Here is an 18,785-nt window from a genome sequence, read left to right as displayed (position 1 = left end):
CACGCCTCGACGACCGCCGCCGGGTCCCCGGCCCCGCCACTCCGTGAGAACGCCTGGAGCGCGCCGGATCGGCGCGCTCCGTGAAGGGGTGCGTCAGGCGGCGGCGGTGGCCATGCGGCGCAGGCGGGCCAGCGCGTCGCGCTCGATGCGGCGGGCGCGGTCGCGGCCGATGCCGTAGCGCTCCCCCACCTCCGTCAGCGTGTGCTCGCGCCCGTCGACCAGCCCGTAGCGCCAGCGCAGCATGTCGCGTGTGTCGCCCTCCAGGCCGGTCAGCCACTCGTCGAGCCGCTCGCGCTCCAGGATGTCGATGGCCTGCTGCTCGGGGTCGGCCCACGTCTCGTCGGCGATCATGTCGCCGAGCTCCGTCTCGTCCTCGTCGCCCACCCCGAGCTGCAGCGACACCGGGTCGGAGGCCCAGCGGCGCAGCTCGCGCACCCGCTCGATCGGCAGCTCCAGGATGCCGGCGAGGTCGTCGTCGGTCGGCTCGACGTCGAACTCGGCGAGCAGGTCGCGCCGCACCCGCATCAGCCGGGTCATCTGCTCACCGGCGTGCGTGGGCAGCCGCACCGGCCGCGCCTGCTCGTGGATGGCCCGCCCCACCGACTGCCGGATCCACCACGTGGCGTACGTCGAGAACTTGTAGCCCCGCTTGTAGTCGAACTTCTCCACCGCCCGGACCAGCCCCAGGTTGCCCTCCTGGACCAGGTCGATCAGCGGCATGCCCCGTCCCGAGTACTTCCGCGCCACCGCGACCACGAGCCGCAGGTTGGCCTGGATGAACTCGTCCTTCGCCCGCCGGCCGGACACCGCCAGCCGCTCCAGCTCCTCGTCCGCCGCGTCCCCGATCCGCGGCTCCGAGCCTCCTCTGTCGAGCAGTTGCTCGGCGAAGAGCCCCGCCTCGATGCGCTTGGCGAGCTCCACCTCTTCCTCCGCCGTGAGCAGCGGGACCCGGCCGATCTCGGCCAGATAGGTCCCCAGCAGATCGCGCTCGGCGACGTGCTGCTCCTGCGTGCGACTCCCCGTAGGCCTTGCCATCCCCAGGCACCTCGTTCCGCAGCTGCGTATATACACCGCCAACGTCCGGCGAGATGCAAAGATTCCCTAAAGGGATACGACCAGCGGACGGTTCTGGAGGTCCTCCTCAAGGAGGAGACCGGCCTGGAACACCTGGTGAACGAGGGGGACGCCGGGCCGGTAGGCGAGGTGTACGTACGAGGGGGCGTCGAGGACGACGAGGTCGGCCCGCGCTCCGGGACGGATCCAGCCTACGTCCGCGCGGCGCAGCGCGCGCGCCCCGCCGTACGTCGCGGCGCGCACCGCCTCCAGCGGCGTCATTCCCATCTCCCGCACGGCGAGCGCCACGCAGAACGGCATGGAGGAGGTGAACGACGAGCCGGGATTGCAGTCGGTGGCCAGCGCGACGGTCACCCCGGCGTCGAGCAGCCGGCGGGCGTCGGGGTACGGCGAGCGGGTGGAGAACTCCGCCCCGGGCAGCAGCGTCGCCACCGTGCCGGAGGAGGCGAGCGCGTCCACGTCCTCGTCGGTGAGGTGCGTGCAGTGGTCGGCCGAGGCGGCTCCCAGCTCGCAGGCGATCCGCACCCCCGGCCCCGGGCCGAGCTGCCCGGCGTGGACCCGGGCCTGGAGCCCGGCCGCGATCCCGGCGCTGAGGATCTCGCGCGTCTGGTCGCCGTCGAAGGCTCCCCGGTCGCAGAAGACGTCCACCCACTTGGCGTACGGCGCGCAGGCGGCCAGCATCTCCCCGGTGACCAGCCGCACGTAGTCGTCGGCCGACGTCCCGGCCGGCACCACGTGCGCCCCGAGGAACGTCGTCTCGTCGGTCAGCGCGGTCGCGATCTCCAGCGAGCGCCGCTCGTCCTCGACGCTCAGGCCGTAGCCGCTCTTGATCTCGACCGTGGTCGTGCCCTGCGCCAGCATCTCGGCCACCAGGGCGGCGGCGTGGGTGGCCAGCTCGGCGTCGCCGGCGTTCCGGGTGGCCTCGACCGTGGTCCTGATACCGCCCGCGGCGTACGGGCGGCCCGACATGCGGGCCTCGAACTCGGCGGACCGGTCGCCGGCGAACATCAGGTGCGCGTGGCTGTCGACGAACCCGGGGACGACGCACCGGCCGCCGACGTCGAAGCGCCGGTCGGCCTCGGGGGCCCGCGCGGCCGGGCCCGCCCAGACGACGCGGCCGTCCTCGGCGACGAGCGCGGCGTCCTCGATCTCCTCGCGTTCGGGGTCGGCCGTGTAGAGCAGCCCGATCCCGTCGATCAGCGTCGTGGTCATGGTGTGCCTCCGCTGGCGGCCCCGAGGGGGGCGGCTGTCGTCTTCACGGTCGTTCTGTCACCCGGCCGATCGCGCGGGCCAGCATCGCGCCCACGTCGCCCAGCACGTGCCGGCCCTCGCTCACCACGCGACGGCCTCCGGAGACCACCGAGTGGACGTCGGCCGCCGTCGCCGCGTACACGACGGTCTCCACCGCGGCCTTGCCGGCCGCGCCGGCCGTGCGTACCGAGTCGAGGCGCACCGACACCAGGTCGGCCCACGCGCCCGGGACGAGCATCCCCGCGTCGGGGAACCCGAGCGAGGTGTGGCCCGTGCCGGTGGCGGCGGTCAGCAGCTCGGCGGCCCGCCAGTGGCCGCGCCGGTGGGTGGCGAGCCGCTCGCCCAGCTCCACCGCCCGCGCCTCCTCGAACAGGTCGATCACGGCGTGGCTGTCGGAGCCGAGCGTGATCGGCGAGCCGCGCTCGCACAGAGCGCGGGCGGGGCCGATGCCGTCGGCGAGGTCGCGCTCGGTGGTGGGGCACATGCAGACGTGGGTGCCGGAGCGGCCGAGCAGCTCGATGTCCACCTCGGTCAGGTGGGTGGCGTGGACGGCGGTGGAGCGCGGGCCGAGCGCGCCGTGCTCGTGCAGGATGCGCACCGGGGTGGCGGCGTACATCTCGACGCACGCCGCGTTCTCGGCGAGCTGCTCGGAGACGTGGGCGTGCAGCGGGACGGCGTGCCGGTGGGAGAACTCGGCGACCACCGGCACGTGCTCCGGCGGCACCGCGCGCACGGAGTGGACGGCGACGCCGATCTCCACGTCGGGCCGTCCCGCGTAGGCGGCGGCCAGGGCCTCGGCCCGGCCCGCCCACCGCTCTGAGTCGCCGTCGCCGAAGCGGATCTGCGCGCCGGCCAGCGGCGCGCCGAACCCGCCCGTCAGATAACAGGCGTCGAGCAGCGCGATCCGCAGCCCGGCCTCGCGGGCCGCCTGGACCAGCGCGTGGCCCATGATGTTGGGCTCGTCGTACGGCCGCCCGTCCGGCCCGTGGTGCAGGTAGTGGAACTCCCCGACGCAGGTGATCCCGGCCAGCGCCATCTCGGCGTAGACGGCGCGGGCCAGGTCGAGGTAGGAGTCGGGGTCGAGGCGGGCCGCCACCTGGTACATCTGGTCGCGCCAGGTCCAGAAGTCGCCCGTGCCTGTCTGGGTGGCGCCGCGCAGCGCCCGGTGGAAGGCGTGGGAGTGGGCGTTGGCCAGGCCCGGGAGGGTGAGACCGGCGAGCCGCTCGGCGCCTCCGGGCGCCGCGCGGGTGACCCGGGCGATGCGGTCGCCCTCGATCTCGACGAGCACGCCGTCGGTGACGCCCTCGGGCAGCCAGGCGCGCTCGCACCAGTACGTCAGCGGCACAGGTCCTCCAGGACGCTCGCGAGCGCGCTCACCCCGGCCTGGCAGTCGGCCGGGTCCGCGTGCTCCTCGGGCGAGTGGGACACGCCGGTGGGGTTGCGGACGAACAGCATCGCGCTCGGCACCCCCGCCGCGGCCAGGATGCCGGCGTCGTGCCCGGCCCCCGTCGGCAGCACCGGCACGGACGCACCCTGGGCGAGGGCGTGGCCGGCGACGGCGGCCAGGCGGTCGCGCAGGGGCGCGTCGAAGTCCACGACCGGGGTCCACGACTCCTCCCGGGCCTCCACGCCCGCCTGCTCGGCCAGCTCCGCCACCATGGCTCGCACGGCCGGCTCCGCCGCTCCGCGCGCGTCGAGCCAGGCCGACACCAGCCCGGGGACGGCGTTGGTGTTGCCCGGCGAGATCCGGGCCCGGCCCACGGTCGCGACGACGCCGTGCCGGCCGGCCGCCTCTCGCGCCGCGAGCACCATGCGGGCGAACGGCAGCATCGGGTCGTCGCGGTCCTCCAGCCGGGTGGTGCCCGCGTGGTCGGCCCGGCCGCGGAAGTCGAAGCGCCACCGGCCGTGGGGCCAGATCGCGCCGGCCACCCCCACCGCGCTGCCCGTGCCGGCCAGCCCGCGCCCCTGCTCGACGTGGAGCTCCACGAACGTGCCGACCGTGGCGAGGGTCTCGTCGTCCTTGCCCAGGTCGTCCGGCCGGCGGCCGGACCGGGTGAGGACGTCCGCGAGCGTGTCGCCGGAGTCGTCGGTGAGCCCGAGCGCCCGGTCCGGCGCGAGCGCCCCGGTCAGCAGCCGCGACCCGACGCAGGGCACGCCGAACCTGGCGCCCTCCTCGTCGGTGAAACAGGCGACGCCCAGCGGCCTGGCGGGCCGCACGCCGCGCTCTCTCAGCAGGTCGAGCGCGGCGAAGGCGGAGGCCACGCCGAGCGGGCCGTCGAAGGCGCCGCCCTGCCGTACGGAGTCGAGATGGCTGCCCGTGACGACGCCCGGCGCGCGCGACGGGTCGCCCCACCACGCCCACAGGTTGCCGTTGCGGTCCTCGCGCGTGTCGAGCCCGCGCCGGCCGGCCTCGCCCCGGAACCACTCGCGCAGCTCCAGGTCGGCGGCCGACCAGGCGTCCCTGACGTATCCGTTGGTGGAGGGGTCGCGTCCGATGCGCGCGAGGTCGTCAAGCATGGCCCCACTGTAGTGAATGAAGCCATTCAGCGGAGGGGGAGGGCGATCAGGTGACGGGCCCGGCGCTCGGGCGCAGCGTGATCTCGGTCAGGTGGGCGTCGGGACCGGCGTTGACGGCGGCCAGCACGGCCCGCGCGACGGTGTCGGCCCGCAGGTAGCGGTCGGTCTCGTACGCGCCGCCCTCCTGCTCGCGGACGCTTCGCTGCATGTCGGTGTCGACCCGGCCCGGGTAGACGGTCGTCACCCGCAGCTCCGGCTCCTCCAGGCGCAGCGCGTCGGCGAAGGCCCGCAGGGCGAACTTGCTGGCCGCGTACGCGCTCCAGTTGGGGTTGGCGCGCTGCCCCGCGCCCGAGTTGACGCAGACGACGTGACCGCGGGCGGACCGCAGCGCCGGCAGCAGCAGCCGGGTCAGCTCGGCCACCGCGACGACGTTGAGCTCCATCGTCCGGCGCCAGGCGTCGGCGGGCAGCTCGGCGACGTGGCCGAGCAGGGCGATGCCGGCGCTGTGGACGAGCAGGTCGAGCCGCTCCACGCCCTCGACGTCGGCGGGGCCGACCTCGGTGAGCTCGACGGGCCAGGGCCGCGCGTCGGGCAGCTCGCCGGCCAGCCTGCCGAGGGCCTCGGTGTCGCGGCCGCCGAGCAGGACGTGGTGCGTGGGCGCCAGCGCCCGCGCGACGGCCTCGCCCACGCCCCGGGAGGCGCCGGTGACCAGCGCCGTTGGTCGTTCGGTCATGCGGAGCAGTTTACGACCTTGACAGACATACAAATTTGAATACAAACTTGAGCATGTCTTCGACGCGCGTCCTCATCCTCGGCTCGCTGCTCGACGAGCCGATGAACGGTTACCAGGTCCGCAGACGGCTGGAGGTGATGGGCGCCGACACCTGGGCCAACGTCGCCTTCGGCTCGATCTACCACGGCCTGGCCAAGATGGCCGACGAGGGGCTGCTGGAGGTGGTGACGGGCCCGGAGACCACCGGCAGGCAGGCCAAGGGCGCCAAGACGGTCTACCGGATCACCGAGGCCGGTCGGCTGGAGTTCCACCGGCAGCTGCTCGTCTCCTGGCACGAGGTCAAGCCGATCGTCGACCCGTTCCAGGTGGCGCTCACGTTCATGGACCGCCTCAGCAAGGAGGAGCTGCTCGACGGCCTGCACAGCAGGATCCGGCAGCTCCGGACGAGCATCAGCATGATCGAGCACGCGTTCGGCGCCAAGCAGCGCTACGGCGCCCCCGCGCACGTCGACGAGAACCTCCGCCTCACCGCCGCCATGTACGCCGCCCAGCTCGCCTGGGCCGAGAAGGCGGTCCCGCAGGTGGAGTCCGACGACCTGCCCTGAAGGAGCAGCAGATGATCATTGACGCCCATGGCTTACGCAAGACCTTCACCACCAGGAGCCGCAAGGGCTCCCAGACCGTCGAGGCCGTACGCGGCGTCGACCTCGCCGTCGAGACCGGGGAGATCTTCGGCGTCCTCGGCCCGAACGGCGCCGGCAAGACCACCACGATCAGGATGCTGGCCACGCTGATCACACCCGACGCCGGCACGGCCACCGTCGCCGGCCACGACCTGCTCAAGGAGCCCGGCCGGGTGCGCGGCCGGCTCGGCTACGTCAGCCAGGCCGGCGGCGTCGAGGAGGGCACCACGGCCCGCGCCCAGATCACGATGGCCGCGCGCATCCACGGGGTCGCCCGCGCCGCCGAGGCGACGGCCGGCGTGCTGGACCGGTTCGAGCTCGCGGAGGTGGCCGACCGGCCCGCCCGCACCCTGTCGGGCGGCCAGAAGCGGCGGGTGGCCATCGCGCTCGGGCTCGTCCACAGCCCGCCGCTGCTCTTCCTCGACGAGCCCACCACCGGCCTCGACCCGCAGAACCGGGCCAACCTCTGGGACAGCATCCGGCGGCTGCGCGAGCGCGGCACCAGCGTCCTGCTCAGCACCCACTACCTGGACGAGGCCGACGCGCTCTGCGACCGGCTCGCCATCGTCGACCACGGCCTGATCGTCGCCCAGGGCACCCCCGCCGAGCTGAAGCGCGAGGTGTCGGGCGACGTGGTGACGCTGCGGGTGAGCGACCCCGGCCGGGCCGGCGAGGCGCTCAAGCCGTACGCCCGCGAGACCCGCGTGGACGGCGACGTCCTGCGCGTCTACGTGGACGACGGCGAGCACGCCCTGCCCGCCATGCTGCGCGACCTGGAGGAGCACGGCCTGCGCCTGGCCTCGATCGCGCTCGACCGGTCCACCCTGGACGACGTCTTCCTGGCCAGGACCGGCCGCTCGCTCCGCGACACGGGAGCCGCCGCGTGATCCGCCACACCCTGCTCTTCCTGGGCCACGAGCTGAGGAACACCTTCCGCAACCCGATCTGGCCGCTGTTCGGCATCGTCCAGCCGGTCGTGTACCTGCTGCTGTTCGGTCCCCTGGTGGCCGGCTCCGCCCGGCGATCGACGGCCGCCGCGCTGACCTCCTTCACGCCGGGCATGCTGGTGATCACCGCGCTGTTCGGCGCGATCGGCGTCGGTTACGGCATGATCTACGAGCTGCGCGGCGGCGTGCTGGAGCGCATCGCGGTCAGCCCCGCCTGGCGGCCGTCGATCGTGCTCGGCCGCACCCTGCGCGACGCGGTGGTGCTGGTGGCGCAGTCCGTCGCGGTCATCCTCATCGCCCTCGCCATGGGCATGCGGGCCGACCTGCCCGGCCTGGCCGTCATGGTGGCGCTCATCGCCCTGACCGGGTTGTTCGCCTCCGGAATCGGCTACGGCCTGGCGCTGTCGCTGCGCGACGAGAACGGCATGGCCCAGACCATGCAGTTCTTCGCCCTGCCCGTCATGCTGCTGTCGGGGGCGCTGCTGCCGATGACGCTGGCCCCGGAGTGGATGCGGACGGTGGCGCTGTTCAACCCGATGTACCACCCGGTGGTGGCGGGGCGGGCGCTGTTCGCCGGCCACCTCACCGACCCGTCGGTCCCGCTCGCGTTCGGCGTCATGCTCGCGCTGTCGGCGCTCACCGTCACCTGGTCCGTACGCTCCCTGCGCGCGATCGCCGGTTAGGCGGACCGGTCCGCGGGATCACGCCAGTCGTTCTGGACGAACGTCCCCGTCTCGTCGGTCATCCGCTCGTACTCCTCAAGCCGCGCCTGGGTGCGCAGCGGCGCCGCGTCGGCCATGGCCTCCACCAGGGCCATGGCCAGAGCCAGCGGCGCCGCGTGGGAGTCGAACACCAGCCGGTCCCCCACGGGGGCGTCCAGCACGATCTCGGCGGGGACGCCCGGCTTGTCGGTGATGACCGCCGTCCGCAGGCCCAGCTTGTCCGCGTACTCCAGCGCCTGGACCGCCTCCACGGGGTAGCGGGGCAGCAGCACCGCCACCACCCACTCGGCCCCGGCGCGGCGGGCGGCGTGCAGCCCGTCGGCCAGCTCCGACCCGCCGTGGGTCAGCAGCCGCACGTCGGGATGGACGCGGCGCGCGTAGTAGGCGAACGTGGTGGCCAGCCCCGAGGAGACGCGCAGCCCGAGGACGACCAGCGGCTCGGTCGCGGCCAGCGCCTCCCCCGCCTCCTTCAGCGGCAGCGACGACAGCCGCTCGCGCAGCAGGGTGAGGTTGCGGATCTCGTTGTCGATGGCGCCGCGCAGCAGGCTGTCCTGCGGCGCCTCGGCCGCGCCGCCCATCACCATCGGCCGCAGCGCCTGCCGCAGCTCCGGGTATCCGGCGAACCCCAGCACCATGGCGAACCGGGTCACGGACGGCTGGCTGACCCCGGCCCGCTCGGCCAGCTCCACGCTGGACAGGAAGATGGCCTCGTCGAGATGCTCGGACAGGTAGTGGGCGATCCTGCGCTGCACGGGCGACAGTCTCCGGCCGTCCAGCAGCAACTCCATCGCCCCGTGATATCCACCCACCACGCCACCTCTAACACCACGGGTGCCACATCTTCATCCCAGGTCACCGGATCGGCGGTGCCCGGCGCGGGCGGAGACCCCTCCGCCCGCCACGCGCCGGGACGCCGTCACGACTCCCGCATCGGGACGCGCACCCCGCGCGCCTGCGCCACCTCGGCCGCCTCCTCGTATCCCGCGTCCACGTGCCGCATCACGCCCGTCCCGGGGTCGTTGGTCAGCACGCGGTTGAGCTTCTCCCCCGCCAGGGCCGTGCCGTCCGCGACCGTGACCTGGCCCGCGTGGATCGAGCGCCCGATGCCGACCCCGCCGCCGTGGTGGATCGACACCCAGGCCGCGCCGGAGGCGGTGTTCAGCATGGCGTTCAGCAGCGGCCAGTCGGCGATGGCGTCCGAGCCGTCCGCCATCGCCTCCGTCTCCCGGTACGGCGAGGCGACCGACCCGCTGTCGAGGTGGTCCCGGCCGATGACGACCGGCGCCTGGAGCTCCCCGGAGGCCACCATGTCGTTGAACCGCTCGCCCGCCAGGTGCCGCTCGCCGTAGCCGAGCCAGCAGATGCGCGCCGGCAGCCCCTGGAAGCTGACCTTCTCCCCGGCGGCGCGGATCCAGCGCGCCAGCGGCTCGTTGTCGGGGAACAGGTCGAGGATGGCGCGGTCGGTGGCGGCGATGTCGGCCGGGTCGCCGCTCAGCGCCGCCCACCGGAACGGCCCCCTGCCCTCGCAGAACAGCGGCCGGATGTAGGCCGGCACGAAGCCCGGGAAGTCGAAGGCCCGCGCGTAGCCGGCCAGCTGCGCCTCGCCCCGGATGGAGTTGCCGTAGTCGAACACCTCGGCGCCGGCGTCCTTGAAGCCGACCATGGCCTCGACGTGCCGGGCCATCGACTCGCGGGCGCGGCGGGTGAAGGCGGCCGGGTCCTTGTCACGCTCGGCGGCCATGTCCTCGAAGGCGACACCGAGCGGCAGGTACATGAGCGGGTCGTGCGCCGAGGTCTGGTCGGTGACGATGTCGATCTCGGCGCCGCGGGCCAGCAGCTCGGGGACGGCCTCGGCGGCGTTGGCGACGACGCCGATGGACAGCGGCCGGCGGGCGTCGCGCGCCTCGTAGGCCAGGCGCAGCGCCTCGTCCAGCGAGGACGCCTGGACGTCGAGGTAGCGGTGCTCGATGCGGCGCGACACCGAGCGCGGGTCGCAGTCGAGGCAGATGGCGACGCCGCCGTTGAGGGTGACGGCGAGCGGCTGGGCGCCGCCCATGCCGCCGAGACCGGCCGTGAGCGTGACCGTCCCGGCCAGCGTCCCGCCGAACCTCTTCTCCGCGACGGCGGCGAACGTCTCGTACGTGCCCTGCAGGATGCCCTGGGTGCCGATGTAGATCCAGGAGCCCGCGGTCATCTGCCCGTACATGGTGAGCCCGGCCGCCTCCAGCCGTCGGAACTCCTCCCAGTTCGCCCAGTCGGGCACCAGGTTGGAGTTGGCGATGAGGACCCGCGGCGCCCACTCGTGCGTGCGGAACACCCCGACCGGCCGGCCGGACTGGACGAGCAGCGTCTCGTCACCCTCCAGTGTCGTCAGCGTCCTGACCAGCGCGTCGAACGACGGCCAGTCGCGCGCCGCCCGGCCGGAGCCGCCGTAGACGACCAGCTGCTCGGGGTGCTCGGCCACCTCCGGGTCCAGGTTGTTCTGGAGCATCCGGAGGGCGGCCTCCTGCGGCCACCCCTTCGCGGTGAGCGTGGTGCCTCGCGGCGCGCGCACGGTCCGGCTCATGCGACCTCCTGAATGAAGGCATTCATCTATGTCTCTGGAAGAGTAACAATGCCTCAGGACACCAGGAACTGGGTGGCGGCCAGCTCCCGGTAGAGGTCGTCGTGGCCGACCAGCTCCTCGTGGGTGCCGGACGCCCGTACGCCGCCGCCCTCCATGACGATGATGCGGCCGGCGTTGGTCACGGTCGACAGCCGGTGCGCGATGACGAGCACGGTCGTCTCGGTGGCGACCTCGGCGATGACCTCGCGCAGCCGCAGCTCGTTGACCGCGTCGAGCTGCGAGGTGGCCTCGTCCAGCAGGAGCAGCCGCGGCCTGCGCAGCAGCGCCCGCGCGATCGCGACCCGCTGCCGCTCGCCGCCGGACAGCAGCACGCCGCGGTGGCCGACGGGTGTCTCCAGCCCCTCGGGCAGCCGGGCCACGAGGTCGTCGAGGCGGGTGCGGGCGATCGCGCTCCACAGCTCGTCCTCGGCGGCGCCAGGGGCGGCGAACAGCAGGTTCTCCCGCAGGGTGCCGGCGAGCACGGGCGCGTCCTGCTCGACGTAGCCGAACGCGGCGCGCAGCTCGCCGAGCGGCCAGTCACGGATGTCCCGCCCGCCGACGAGGATGGTCCCGGCCTGATGGTCGTAGAAGCGTTCGAGCAGGGCGAACACCGTGGACTTGCCGGCACCCGACGGTCCGACGAGCGCGGTCAGGCCACCGGCCGGCACCTCGAAGGTCACCCCGTCGTGGACGGCCGGCCGGTCCTCGCCGTACCGGAACACCACGTCCTCGAACCGCACCCCGACAGGCTCCGCCGCCGCCGGGGCCGCCACCGGGAGAGCCGGCACGGCGACCGGCTCGCCGGGCAGGTCCTCGATCTCCTTGATGCGCTTCATCGCGGCCAGGCCCTGCTGGAGCTGGACGGCCCCCTCGACGAGCTGCCCGATGGGCGCCACCAGGTAGAACAGGTACAGCAGGAACGCGATCAGCGAGGAGATCTCCAGCGCCCCGGACGCGACCCGGGCGCCGCCCACCGCGAGCACGCTGAGGAACGCGAGCTGCACGGCCATCCACGTGGCCACCCCGGCCAGCGAGGTCCACCCGGCCACCTGGAGCCCTCGGTCGCGAGCGCGCTCGGCGGCCTCACCGACGACCGCGATCTCCCGCTCCTCGGCCCCGTTCGCCTTGACCGTCCGGTACGCCTGGAGCGCCCGGTCGAGCACGGCGCCCATGTCGCCCACGGCGGCCTGCGCCTCCTGCTGGGCCCGCTGGATCCTCGGCATGATCAGACCCGTCATGCCGCCGACCACGACGATGACGAGCAACGTGACGAGCAGCAGCACGCCGTCCATGGCGGCCATCATGACCACGGCCCCGACGAGCATGAAGACCGAGCCGATGGAGTTCACGATGCCGTTGGTCAGGACGGCGCGCAGCAGCGTCGTGTCGCCGGTCACCCGCGACAGCAGGTCGCCGGGCTTGAGCCGGTCCACGTCGGCCACCCTGAGGCGGAGCATCCGGTCGACGAGCCCGCGCCGGGCGTCGAGCACGATGCCCTCGCCGGTGCGCTCCATGAGGTAGTTGCCCCCGGCCGACACCACGGCGCCGACCACGACGGCCACGGTCAGCCCGGCGAGCGGCCCGGCGATCGACCCGCCGCGCCCGAAGGCGTCCACCACGTACTTGGCCAGCAACGGCATGGCCAGCCCCGCCACCGAGCCGACCAGGCCCACTAACGCCCCGATGACGAGGATCTTCCGGTGCGGGCGCACATAGGCGAGCAGGTCCTTGATCACTACGCCCCCTTTCACGACACATCTCGATTCATCCTGAAGCGCCCAACGAACGACCGCGGGCGTTCCGCACCCGTCAACCTAAATTGACGACCAAAGTATGTCAACTTTGATTGACGCCTCCTCCCCGAGGAGGAGACCTGGTGATCGTTTACATCCGAACGCGCTTCGCCGACGTATCACCCTTCGAGGAACCCGGCCGGAACCTCTCGAACATCAGCACCCCTGAAAGGACCGAACATGGAGCTCCGGATCAACCGGCGCGCACTGATCGGGCTGGGCGTCGCGGCGGCGCTGACCGCCTCCTCGTTCGCGCTGCTCCGGACGGACGCGGGCACGGCCTCCTCGCACCGCGAGGCCCCGATGATCGCGGGCGACCCGCGCAACGACAACACCGACGTGTACGCCTTCGTCAGCCCCGACAAGGCCGACACGGTGACGCTCCTGGCCAACTGGATCCCGTTCCAGGAGCCCAACGGCGGGCCGAACTTCTACTCGTTCGACACCAGGTCGCGCTACAACATCAAGATCGACAACGACGGCGACGCCCGGCCCGACATCACCTACCAGTGGACGTTCCGCGACGAGGACCGCCGCGGCACCTCCACGTTCCTCTACAACAACGGCCCCGTGACCTCCCTCGACGATGAGAACCTGCTCTTCCGCCAGCGCTACACCCTCAGGCGCATCACCCGTCACGGCGTCAGGACCCTCGTCTCCGGCGGCGTCGTGGCGCCCAGCAACGTCGGCCCCGCCTCCATGCCCGACTACGGCACGCTGCGCACCCAGGCGGTCCGCGGGCTGCCCGGCGGCGGCAAGGTCTTCGCCGGCCAGGCCGACGAGGCGTTCTTCCTCGACCTGCGGGTGTTCGACCTGCTGTACGGCGGCAACCTGTCCGAGGTCGGCCAGGACACCACCAAGGGCTACAACGTCAGCTCGCTGGCCGTGCAGGTGCCCGCCGCGGACCTGGCGCTCAAGGGCGACGTCAGGCGCAACCCGGTGATCGGCGTCTGGTCGACCACCGACAAGTGGGGGCCCCGCGGCTACACCCAGGTCTCCCGCCTCGGCAACCCGCTGGTCAACGAGGTCGTGGCGCCGGCCGGCCTGAAGGACGCCTTCAACGCCCTGCCCCCCGCCAAGGACGCCGACGTGGCGGCCCTGGTCCAGCGGGTCACCGACCCCGAGGTGCCACGGCTGCTGGAGTCCCTCTACGGCATCAAGGCACCCGCCACCCCCCGCGCCGACCTGGTGGAGATCTTCCTGACCGGCGTCGCCAAGGGCAACGGGCCCATCGCGGCCGACCTGAACTCCCAGACCCTCAACAGGGACGCCGGCCGGCTGCGCCCCGCCGAGATGCTGCGGCTCAACATGACGGTCCCGCCGGCCAAGGACCCCAACCGGCTCGGCGTGCTCGCGGGCGACCTCCAGGGCTTCCCCAACGGGCGGCGGCTCGGCGACGACGTGGTGGACATCGAGCTCCAGGCGCTGGCCGGGGCCGCCCGGTCGGGCAAGCTCATCCCGGCCCTGACCGACAAGGTGGACGCCAACGACAAGCCGATCCTGCGCTCGTTCCCGTACATCCCGCTGCCGAGCGGCGTCGCGGTCAACCAGCGCTGACCGCCCCTGCCCCTCCCACGGCTCCCTCTCCTGGCCGGGCGGCCTCCCGGCGGACCCGTCCACCCTGGGGTCCGCCGCCCGCCGGCCGGCCGCGTCCTCCCCGTCGCGACCGGCCGGCCTCCCGCCGTCCGGCCCGTCCGGCCGCCCCACGACTCATCGGAGCACTCGATGCGATCGCTCGTCCTCGCCTGCGGCGCGGTGCTGGCCGGCGCGCTGGTCTTCACCGCCGTCGCGGTCTCGGCCCCGCCCGCGCAGCCGACCGCGCCGCGGCTGCGGGCGGCACCCCCGGCCGGGACGCCGCGGGCCGCCGAGACGCTGCAGGCCCGGCTCAGGCGCCTGCCCGGCGACCACCGCGGCTGGGCGCTGCTCGGCCTCCAGTACGTCGACCAGGCCAGGGTCACCGGCGACCCGTCCTACTACGTCAAGGCCGACGGGGCGCTGGCCACCGCCACCAGGCTCGCCCCCGAGGACGACGCGGTGCTCACCGGGCGGGCCGCGCTCGCCGCCGGCCGCCACGAGTTCTCCGACGCGGTACGCCTCGCCGAGCGCGCCACCGCCGTCAACCCGTACGGGGCGGCGGCGTACGGGGTGCTGGCCGACGCGCGGACCCAGCTCGGCGACCTGCGCGGCGCCCGGCGGGCCGTGGACCGGATGATGGCCCTGCGGCCCGGCGTCGCCTCCTTCGCCCGCGCGTCGTACGCGGCCGAGCTGCGCGGCGACCAGAAGGGCGCGCGGTCCTTCCTCCAGTACGCCCTGGACGACGCCTACACCCCGGGCGACGTCGCCTACGTCCGCTACTACCTGGGCGAGCTGGCCCTGCACGGCGGCGACCTGCGGGAGGCGGCCGACCAGTACGGCCGGGCGCTCGCGGCCGACCCCGGGTACACGCCGGCGCTGGCCGGGCAGGCGCGGGTCGCGGCGCTCGGCGGCCGGCTGACGGAGGCGCTGTCGTTGTACGAGCGGGTGGTCGAGCGGCTCCCGCTGCCCCAGTACCTCATCGAGCGGGGCGAGACGGCCGCCAAGGCGGGCCGCCCCGCCGACTGGACGCTGCTGCGGGCCCAGCGCGGGCTGCTGGAGTCGGCCGGGGTGCGCGACGACCTGACATGGGCCGAGTTCGAGGCCGACCACGGCGACCCGGCGCGGGCCGTGCGGCACGCCCGCGCCGAGTACGCCCGGAACCCGAACCTGGTGGCGGCGGACGCGCTGGCCTGGGCGCTGTTCCGGGCGGGCGACGCGCGGGCGGCGCTGCCGTACGCGGTGAAGGCCACCTCGACGGGCTGGCGCAACCCGCTGCTCCACTACCACCGCGCCCGCGTCGAGCAGGCGCTCGCAGGGGGACCCGAGCAGGCGCTCGCAAACGGACCCGAGCAGGCGCTCGCAAACGGACCCACGCAAGCGCTCGCGAACAGACCCTCGCCGTCGCCCGGGGGCGGTGGTGACCACGCGCTCGCGGGTGACGCCGGGCGCCCGGCGACCGGCGGGACCGAGTCGCGGCCCGGCTTCGACCCGTCCCTACCCGCCCTCGCGAGGTTCTCATGACCCTGCCCGGCACCACCTTCCCGCCGTTCGCGGCCTCGGGCCGCGCGGTGGCCGTCGCGGTGGCCGTCGTGCTGCTCGCCGCCGTCCTCGGAGCGCCGGCCGGCGCCGTCCTGCTCGCCCGGCCCGCCTCGGCCCACCCCGTCGCGGCGGGGACCGTGCCGGCGCACCCGCTGGGCAACTTCACCGTGAACCACTACAACGGCCTGCGCTTCCAGCCCGGCCGGGTGCGGAACGTGGCCGTGGTGGACGCCGCCGAGCTGCCCACCCTCCAGGCGCAGGCCCAGATGGACGCCTCGTACGCGAGCCGGCGGTGCGCGGACCTGGCCGCCGCGCAGCGGCTGACCGTGGACGGCGCGACGGTCCCGTGGCGGGTGGAGCGGGCGGGTTTCGCCTACCAGCCCGGCCAGGGCGGCCTGCGCACCAGCCGCCTCACCTGCGAGCTGACCGCACCGGCCGCCTCCGGTGCCTTCCCGAGGGGCGGAGCGGTGACGTTCGCGGACGGGTTCGAGCAGGAACGGATCGGCTGGCGGGAGATCACCGCCGTGGGCGACGGCGTGCGGCTGGCCGCGTCGTCGGTGCCCGCGGTCAGCGTCAGCCACGAGCTGCGCGCGTACCCCCAGGACCTGCTGGCCGACCCCCTGGACCAGCGCACGGCGACCTTCACCGTCACCGGCACGATCAGCGGCGCGGGCACCGGCGCGGTCCCGGGCTCGGAGGCGGCGACCGGGGCCGCGGCGCCCGGAGTGTCCTCCTTGGGCGGGATCACGATCGGCGGGCCGGTCGGTGACGCGCTGGCGGCGGTGGACGGGACGTTCACCGGGCTCGTCGGGGCGGACCGGCTGACGGCGCCGCTGGGGCTGCTGGCGCTGGCCCTGGCGGTGGTGCTGGGCGCGGGTCACGCGCTGATCCCCGGCCACGGCAAGACGATCATGGCGGCGTACCTGGCCGGGCGCCGGGGCCGGCCGCGCGACGCGCTGGTGGTGGGCGCCACGGTGACGGCCACCCACACGGCGGGGGTGCTGCTGGTGGGGCTGGTGCTGAGCGCGTTCACGGCGCTGGCGGGCGAGTCGGTGCTGGCCTGGCTGGGGGTGGCGAGCGGCGTGCTGATCACCGTCATCGGCGCCCGCCTCCTGCTGTCCTCCCGCCGCGACCGCCATCACCATCACCACGACCACGGGCACGGGCGCGGGCACGGGCACGGGCACGGACACGGGCACGGGCACGGACACGGGCACGGGCACGGACACGGGCACGGGCACGGACACGGGCACGGACACGGCGAACGGGGGGAAGGCCGGAACGGAGGCGGGCGGGGCGGGCTGCTCGGCATGGGGATCGCGGGCGGGCTCGTACCCAGCCCGTCGGCCCTGATCGTGCTGCTCGGCGCGATCGGCCTGGGCCGCACCTGGTTCGGCGTCGCACTGGTCACGGCGTACGGCCTCGGCATGGCGGCGACCCTCACCGCCACCGGCCTCCTGCTGGTGAAGCTCGTCGGCCGTCTGGAACGGCGGGCCTCGGCCGGGCAGCGGCTGGCGGCCCGCCTGTCGGGCCTGGCCCCGGCCGGCACGGCCGTCATGGTCGTGCTGCTGGGCGCCGGCCTCGCCCTGCGCTCGGTCACCGCTCTCTGAACGCGCCAAGGGCCTGGCGTACCGGCGGCGACCTCCCTATAGTCATGCCTGTGACTAGTCATCGACATGACTATCTGAGGTAGCCGATGGCCTTGCGACACGCCGTCCTGGCGGCGCTGCTCGACGGGGAGTACAGCGGCTACCAGCTCGCCAAGATCTTCGACGTGGGCGTCGCCAACTTCTGGTACGCCGCTCCCCAGCAGCTCTACGGCGAGCTGACCAGGCTGGAGGCCGACGGCCTGGTCAGCGGGCGCGAGATCGTGCAGCGGGGCCGCCCGAACAAGCGGGTCTTCACGGTCACCGAGGCCGGGATCGGCGAGCTGGCCGCCTTCGCCGCCGCGCCCGGCAAGCCGCTGCTGATCCGCTACGACCTGACCGTCAAGGTTCACGCCGTGGACCGGCTCGACCCGGCCCCCGTGATCGCCCAGCTCCGCGAGCGGGCGGAGGAGGCCGCGGCCAAGCTGGAGCTGTTCGAGCGGACGCTGCGCCACCTGCGGGGCGACCTGGCCGAGGAGGAGTTCCTGCGCCACGGCGACCGCGTCGGCCCGTACCTGTCGTGCCTGGCGGGCCGCCGCCTGGAGCGCGAGGTGCGCGACTGGTGCCTGTCCACCGCCCGCGTCCTCACCGAACGCGCCTCCACCGCACCCGTCCCCGCACCGATCCCCGCCCCGGCCACCGAGAGGCCCCCGCGATGAGCCGAGAGAACTCCGCGAGGAGCCGAGAGGACTCCGCGATGACCACCGACAGGAGACCGCGATGAGCTATGCGCGTTACGTCGCCCTCGGCGACAGCCAGACCGAGGGCCTGGGCGACGGCGACGACGCCGCCGGCCTGCGCGGCTGGGCCGACCGGCTCGCCGAGGACCTCGCCCGCGAGGAGCCCGGCCTGCTGTACGCGAACCTGGCCGTGCGCGGCCGGTTAGCCGCCCAGATCCGCGACGAGCAGCTCGCCCCCGCCCTCGCGCTCCGGCCCGACCTGGCGACCGTCATGGCGGGCATGAACGACCTGATCCGGCCCCGGTTCGACGCCGCCGCCGTGGCGGGGGCGCTGGAGGACATGTTCGCCGCGCTCACCGGCGCGGGCGCGACCGTCGTCACCGTCACCTTCCCGGACTTCGGCAGGCTCGTGCCGCTGGCCAGGCCGCTGCTGCCCCGGGTGATCGACCTGAACGCCCGGATCGTGGCCGCCGCCGCGCGCCACGGCGTCCTGGTGGTGGACTCGTTCGCGCACCCGGCGATCACGGACGCGCGGCTGTGGGGCAGCGACCGGTTGCACGCCACCCCGCTCGGCCACGCGCGCATCGCCGCCGCGATGGCGCACGCGCTCGGGCTGCCCGGCAGCGACGACTCGTGGACGCTTCCCCTGCCCGTGCTCCCCCGGCCAGCGCCGTGGCGGGCGGCGGGCGCCGAGCTGCGCTGGGTGACGGGGTTCGTGGCGCCCTGGATCCACCGGCGCCTGCGCGGCCGCTCCTCCGGCGACGGCCGCACGGCCAAGCGCCCCGCGCTCCTGCCCGTCATCCACACCGAGCAGGCGAACTCCAGACCCCCCAGCGCATCGGCCTGAGACCGGGATCGCCGTCATGGCGGATGCCACCTACGGGAGCCGGTCGGAGGTGAGAGGGACGCCCCGCTCGATCACCACCGGTCCCAGTGCAGGACCTCCTCCCTCGCCGAGGAGCGTGGCCAGTTGAGCACGCTCCTCGGCAAGCTCCTCAGGATCGGCGCCTGACGCGCGGG

At 74.1% G+C, this 18,785-nt stretch carries 16 protein-coding genes; 8 read left to right on the top strand and 8 right to left on the bottom strand.

The features are described from left to right. Window positions 1–93 precede the first annotated feature (93 nt). From AB0H64_RS20565 to AB0H64_RS20545, 5 genes are all read right to left on the bottom strand, one after another. A complete protein-coding gene (locus AB0H64_RS20565; protein WP_310710675.1) occupies window positions 94–1,035 on the bottom strand; it encodes a sigma-70 family RNA polymerase sigma factor in 942 nt (313 codons plus the stop codon). Between the two features lie 66 nt (window positions 1,036–1,101). Beyond that, complete coding sequence (hutI, locus tag AB0H64_RS20560) at window positions 1,102–2,286, bottom strand: imidazolonepropionase (protein WP_357626596.1); 1,185 nt, start codon at window positions 2,284–2,286, stop codon at window positions 1,102–1,104. 43 nt (window positions 2,287–2,329) lie between these two features. Beyond that, window positions 2,330–3,670, bottom strand: coding sequence for a formimidoylglutamate deiminase (locus AB0H64_RS20555; RefSeq protein ID WP_357626593.1), 1,341 nt, complete (start codon window positions 3,668–3,670; stop codon window positions 2,330–2,332). Then, entirely contained in the window at window positions 3,661–4,842 is a 1,182-nt protein-coding gene (locus tag AB0H64_RS20550; RefSeq protein WP_357626590.1) for an allantoate amidohydrolase, read from the bottom strand. Before AB0H64_RS20550 ends, AB0H64_RS20555 begins: the two co-directional genes overlap by 10 nt. 46 nt (window positions 4,843–4,888) lie before the next feature. After that, the gene (locus AB0H64_RS20545; protein ID WP_357626587.1) at window positions 4,889–5,575 is read right to left on the bottom strand and encodes an SDR family oxidoreductase; all 687 of its coding nucleotides are present in this window, start codon (window positions 5,573–5,575) and stop codon (window positions 4,889–4,891) included. A 53-nt stretch (window positions 5,576–5,628) separates the two neighbouring features. On the opposite strand from AB0H64_RS20545, the gene AB0H64_RS20540 reads away from it, so the two are divergent. From AB0H64_RS20540 to AB0H64_RS20530, 3 genes are read left to right on the top strand one after another with little or no spacing between them, the layout of a single operon-like run. Beyond that, window positions 5,629–6,180, top strand: a complete 552-nt coding sequence (locus AB0H64_RS20540) for a PadR family transcriptional regulator (RefSeq protein WP_357626585.1) — start codon at window positions 5,629–5,631, stop codon at window positions 6,178–6,180. 11 nt (window positions 6,181–6,191) lie between these two features. Further along, window positions 6,192–7,145 (top strand): ATP-binding cassette domain-containing protein, encoded by a 954-nt coding sequence (locus AB0H64_RS20535; RefSeq protein ID WP_357626583.1) that lies wholly within the window; start codon window positions 6,192–6,194, stop codon window positions 7,143–7,145. Next, window positions 7,142–7,888, top strand: a complete 747-nt coding sequence (locus AB0H64_RS20530; RefSeq protein ID WP_357626580.1) for an ABC transporter permease — start codon at window positions 7,142–7,144, stop codon at window positions 7,886–7,888. The genes AB0H64_RS20535 and AB0H64_RS20530 overlap by 4 nt, the downstream gene beginning before the upstream one ends. Here the strand turns inward: AB0H64_RS20530 and AB0H64_RS20525 are convergent. The 3 genes from AB0H64_RS20525 to AB0H64_RS20515 form a co-directional block, all read right to left on the bottom strand. Next, on the bottom strand, window positions 7,885–8,715 hold the full coding sequence (locus tag AB0H64_RS20525) for a MurR/RpiR family transcriptional regulator (RefSeq protein WP_357626578.1): 831 nt from the start codon (window positions 8,713–8,715) through the stop codon (window positions 7,885–7,887). The genes AB0H64_RS20530 and AB0H64_RS20525 overlap by 4 nt on opposite strands. A gap of 128 nt (window positions 8,716–8,843) precedes the next feature. Then, a complete protein-coding gene (hutU, locus tag AB0H64_RS20520) occupies window positions 8,844–10,493 on the bottom strand; it encodes a urocanate hydratase (RefSeq protein WP_357626575.1) in 1,650 nt (549 codons plus the stop codon). A gap of 53 nt (window positions 10,494–10,546) precedes the next feature. After that, on the bottom strand, window positions 10,547–12,268 hold the full coding sequence (locus tag AB0H64_RS20515; protein ID WP_357626572.1) for an ABC transporter ATP-binding protein: 1,722 nt from the start codon (window positions 12,266–12,268) through the stop codon (window positions 10,547–10,549). A 237-nt stretch (window positions 12,269–12,505) separates the two neighbouring features. Between AB0H64_RS20515 and AB0H64_RS20510 the strand changes: the two genes are divergently transcribed. The 5 genes from AB0H64_RS20510 to AB0H64_RS20490 all read left to right on the top strand — a co-directional run bounded on the left by AB0H64_RS20510 (window position 12,506) and on the right by AB0H64_RS20490 (window position 18,612). Next, entirely contained in the window at window positions 12,506–13,882 is a 1,377-nt protein-coding gene (locus AB0H64_RS20510) for a DUF4331 domain-containing protein (RefSeq protein WP_357626571.1), read from the top strand. A 168-nt stretch (window positions 13,883–14,050) separates the two neighbouring features. After that, entirely contained in the window at window positions 14,051–15,421 is a 1,371-nt protein-coding gene (locus tag AB0H64_RS20505) for a hypothetical protein (protein WP_357626569.1), read from the top strand. Then, window positions 15,418–17,049 (top strand): High-affinity nickel-transporter, encoded by a 1,632-nt coding sequence (locus AB0H64_RS20500; protein ID WP_357626566.1) that lies wholly within the window; start codon window positions 15,418–15,420, stop codon window positions 17,047–17,049. Before AB0H64_RS20505 ends, AB0H64_RS20500 begins: the two co-directional genes overlap by 4 nt. 86 nt (window positions 17,050–17,135) lie before the next feature. Then, a complete protein-coding gene (locus AB0H64_RS20495) occupies window positions 17,136–17,744 on the top strand; it encodes a PadR family transcriptional regulator (RefSeq protein WP_357626563.1) in 609 nt (202 codons plus the stop codon). 61 nt (window positions 17,745–17,805) lie between these two features. Then, the gene (locus AB0H64_RS20490) at window positions 17,806–18,612 is read left to right on the top strand and encodes an SGNH/GDSL hydrolase family protein (RefSeq protein ID WP_357626560.1); all 807 of its coding nucleotides are present in this window, start codon (window positions 17,806–17,808) and stop codon (window positions 18,610–18,612) included. Window positions 18,613–18,785 lie beyond the last annotated feature (173 nt).

The sequence above is a fragment of the Nonomuraea sp. NPDC050733 genome (genome assembly GCF_040654215.1).
Lineage (GTDB): Bacteria > Actinomycetota > Actinomycetes > Streptosporangiales > Streptosporangiaceae > Nonomuraea.
This window is presented reverse-complemented; position numbering and strand designations above follow the sequence as displayed.

What these genes read in the sequence shown, in the direction of transcription:
- AB0H64_RS20565 (WP_310710675.1), bottom strand. Translation starts at nt 1,035, where the DNA reads ATGGCAAGGCCTACGGGGAGTCGCACGCAGGAGCAGCACGTCGCCGAG.
- hutI (WP_357626596.1), bottom strand. Translation starts at nt 2,286, where the DNA reads ATGACCACGACGCTGATCGACGGGATCGGGCTGCTCTACACGGCCGAC.
- AB0H64_RS20550 (WP_357626590.1), bottom strand. Translation starts at nt 4,842, where the DNA reads ATGCTTGACGACCTCGCGCGCATCGGACGCGACCCCTCCACCAACGGA.
- AB0H64_RS20545 (WP_357626587.1), bottom strand. Translation starts at nt 5,575, where the DNA reads ATGACCGAACGACCAACGGCGCTGGTCACCGGCGCCTCCCGGGGCGTG.
- AB0H64_RS20540 (WP_357626585.1), top strand. Translation starts at nt 5,629, where the DNA reads ATGTCTTCGACGCGCGTCCTCATCCTCGGCTCGCTGCTCGACGAGCCG.
- AB0H64_RS20535 (WP_357626583.1), top strand. Translation starts at nt 6,192, where the DNA reads ATGATCATTGACGCCCATGGCTTACGCAAGACCTTCACCACCAGGAGC.
- AB0H64_RS20525 (WP_357626578.1), bottom strand. Translation starts at nt 8,715, where the DNA reads ATGGAGTTGCTGCTGGACGGCCGGAGACTGTCGCCCGTGCAGCGCAGG.
- hutU (WP_357626575.1), bottom strand. Translation starts at nt 10,493, where the DNA reads ATGAGCCGGACCGTGCGCGCGCCGCGAGGCACCACGCTCACCGCGAAG.
- AB0H64_RS20510 (WP_357626571.1), top strand. Translation starts at nt 12,506, where the DNA reads ATGGAGCTCCGGATCAACCGGCGCGCACTGATCGGGCTGGGCGTCGCG.
- AB0H64_RS20505 (WP_357626569.1), top strand. Translation starts at nt 14,051, where the DNA reads ATGCGATCGCTCGTCCTCGCCTGCGGCGCGGTGCTGGCCGGCGCGCTG.
- AB0H64_RS20500 (WP_357626566.1), top strand. Translation starts at nt 15,418, where the DNA reads ATGACCCTGCCCGGCACCACCTTCCCGCCGTTCGCGGCCTCGGGCCGC.
- AB0H64_RS20495 (WP_357626563.1), top strand. Translation starts at nt 17,136, where the DNA reads ATGGCCTTGCGACACGCCGTCCTGGCGGCGCTGCTCGACGGGGAGTAC.
- AB0H64_RS20490 (WP_357626560.1), top strand. Translation starts at nt 17,806, where the DNA reads ATGAGCTATGCGCGTTACGTCGCCCTCGGCGACAGCCAGACCGAGGGC.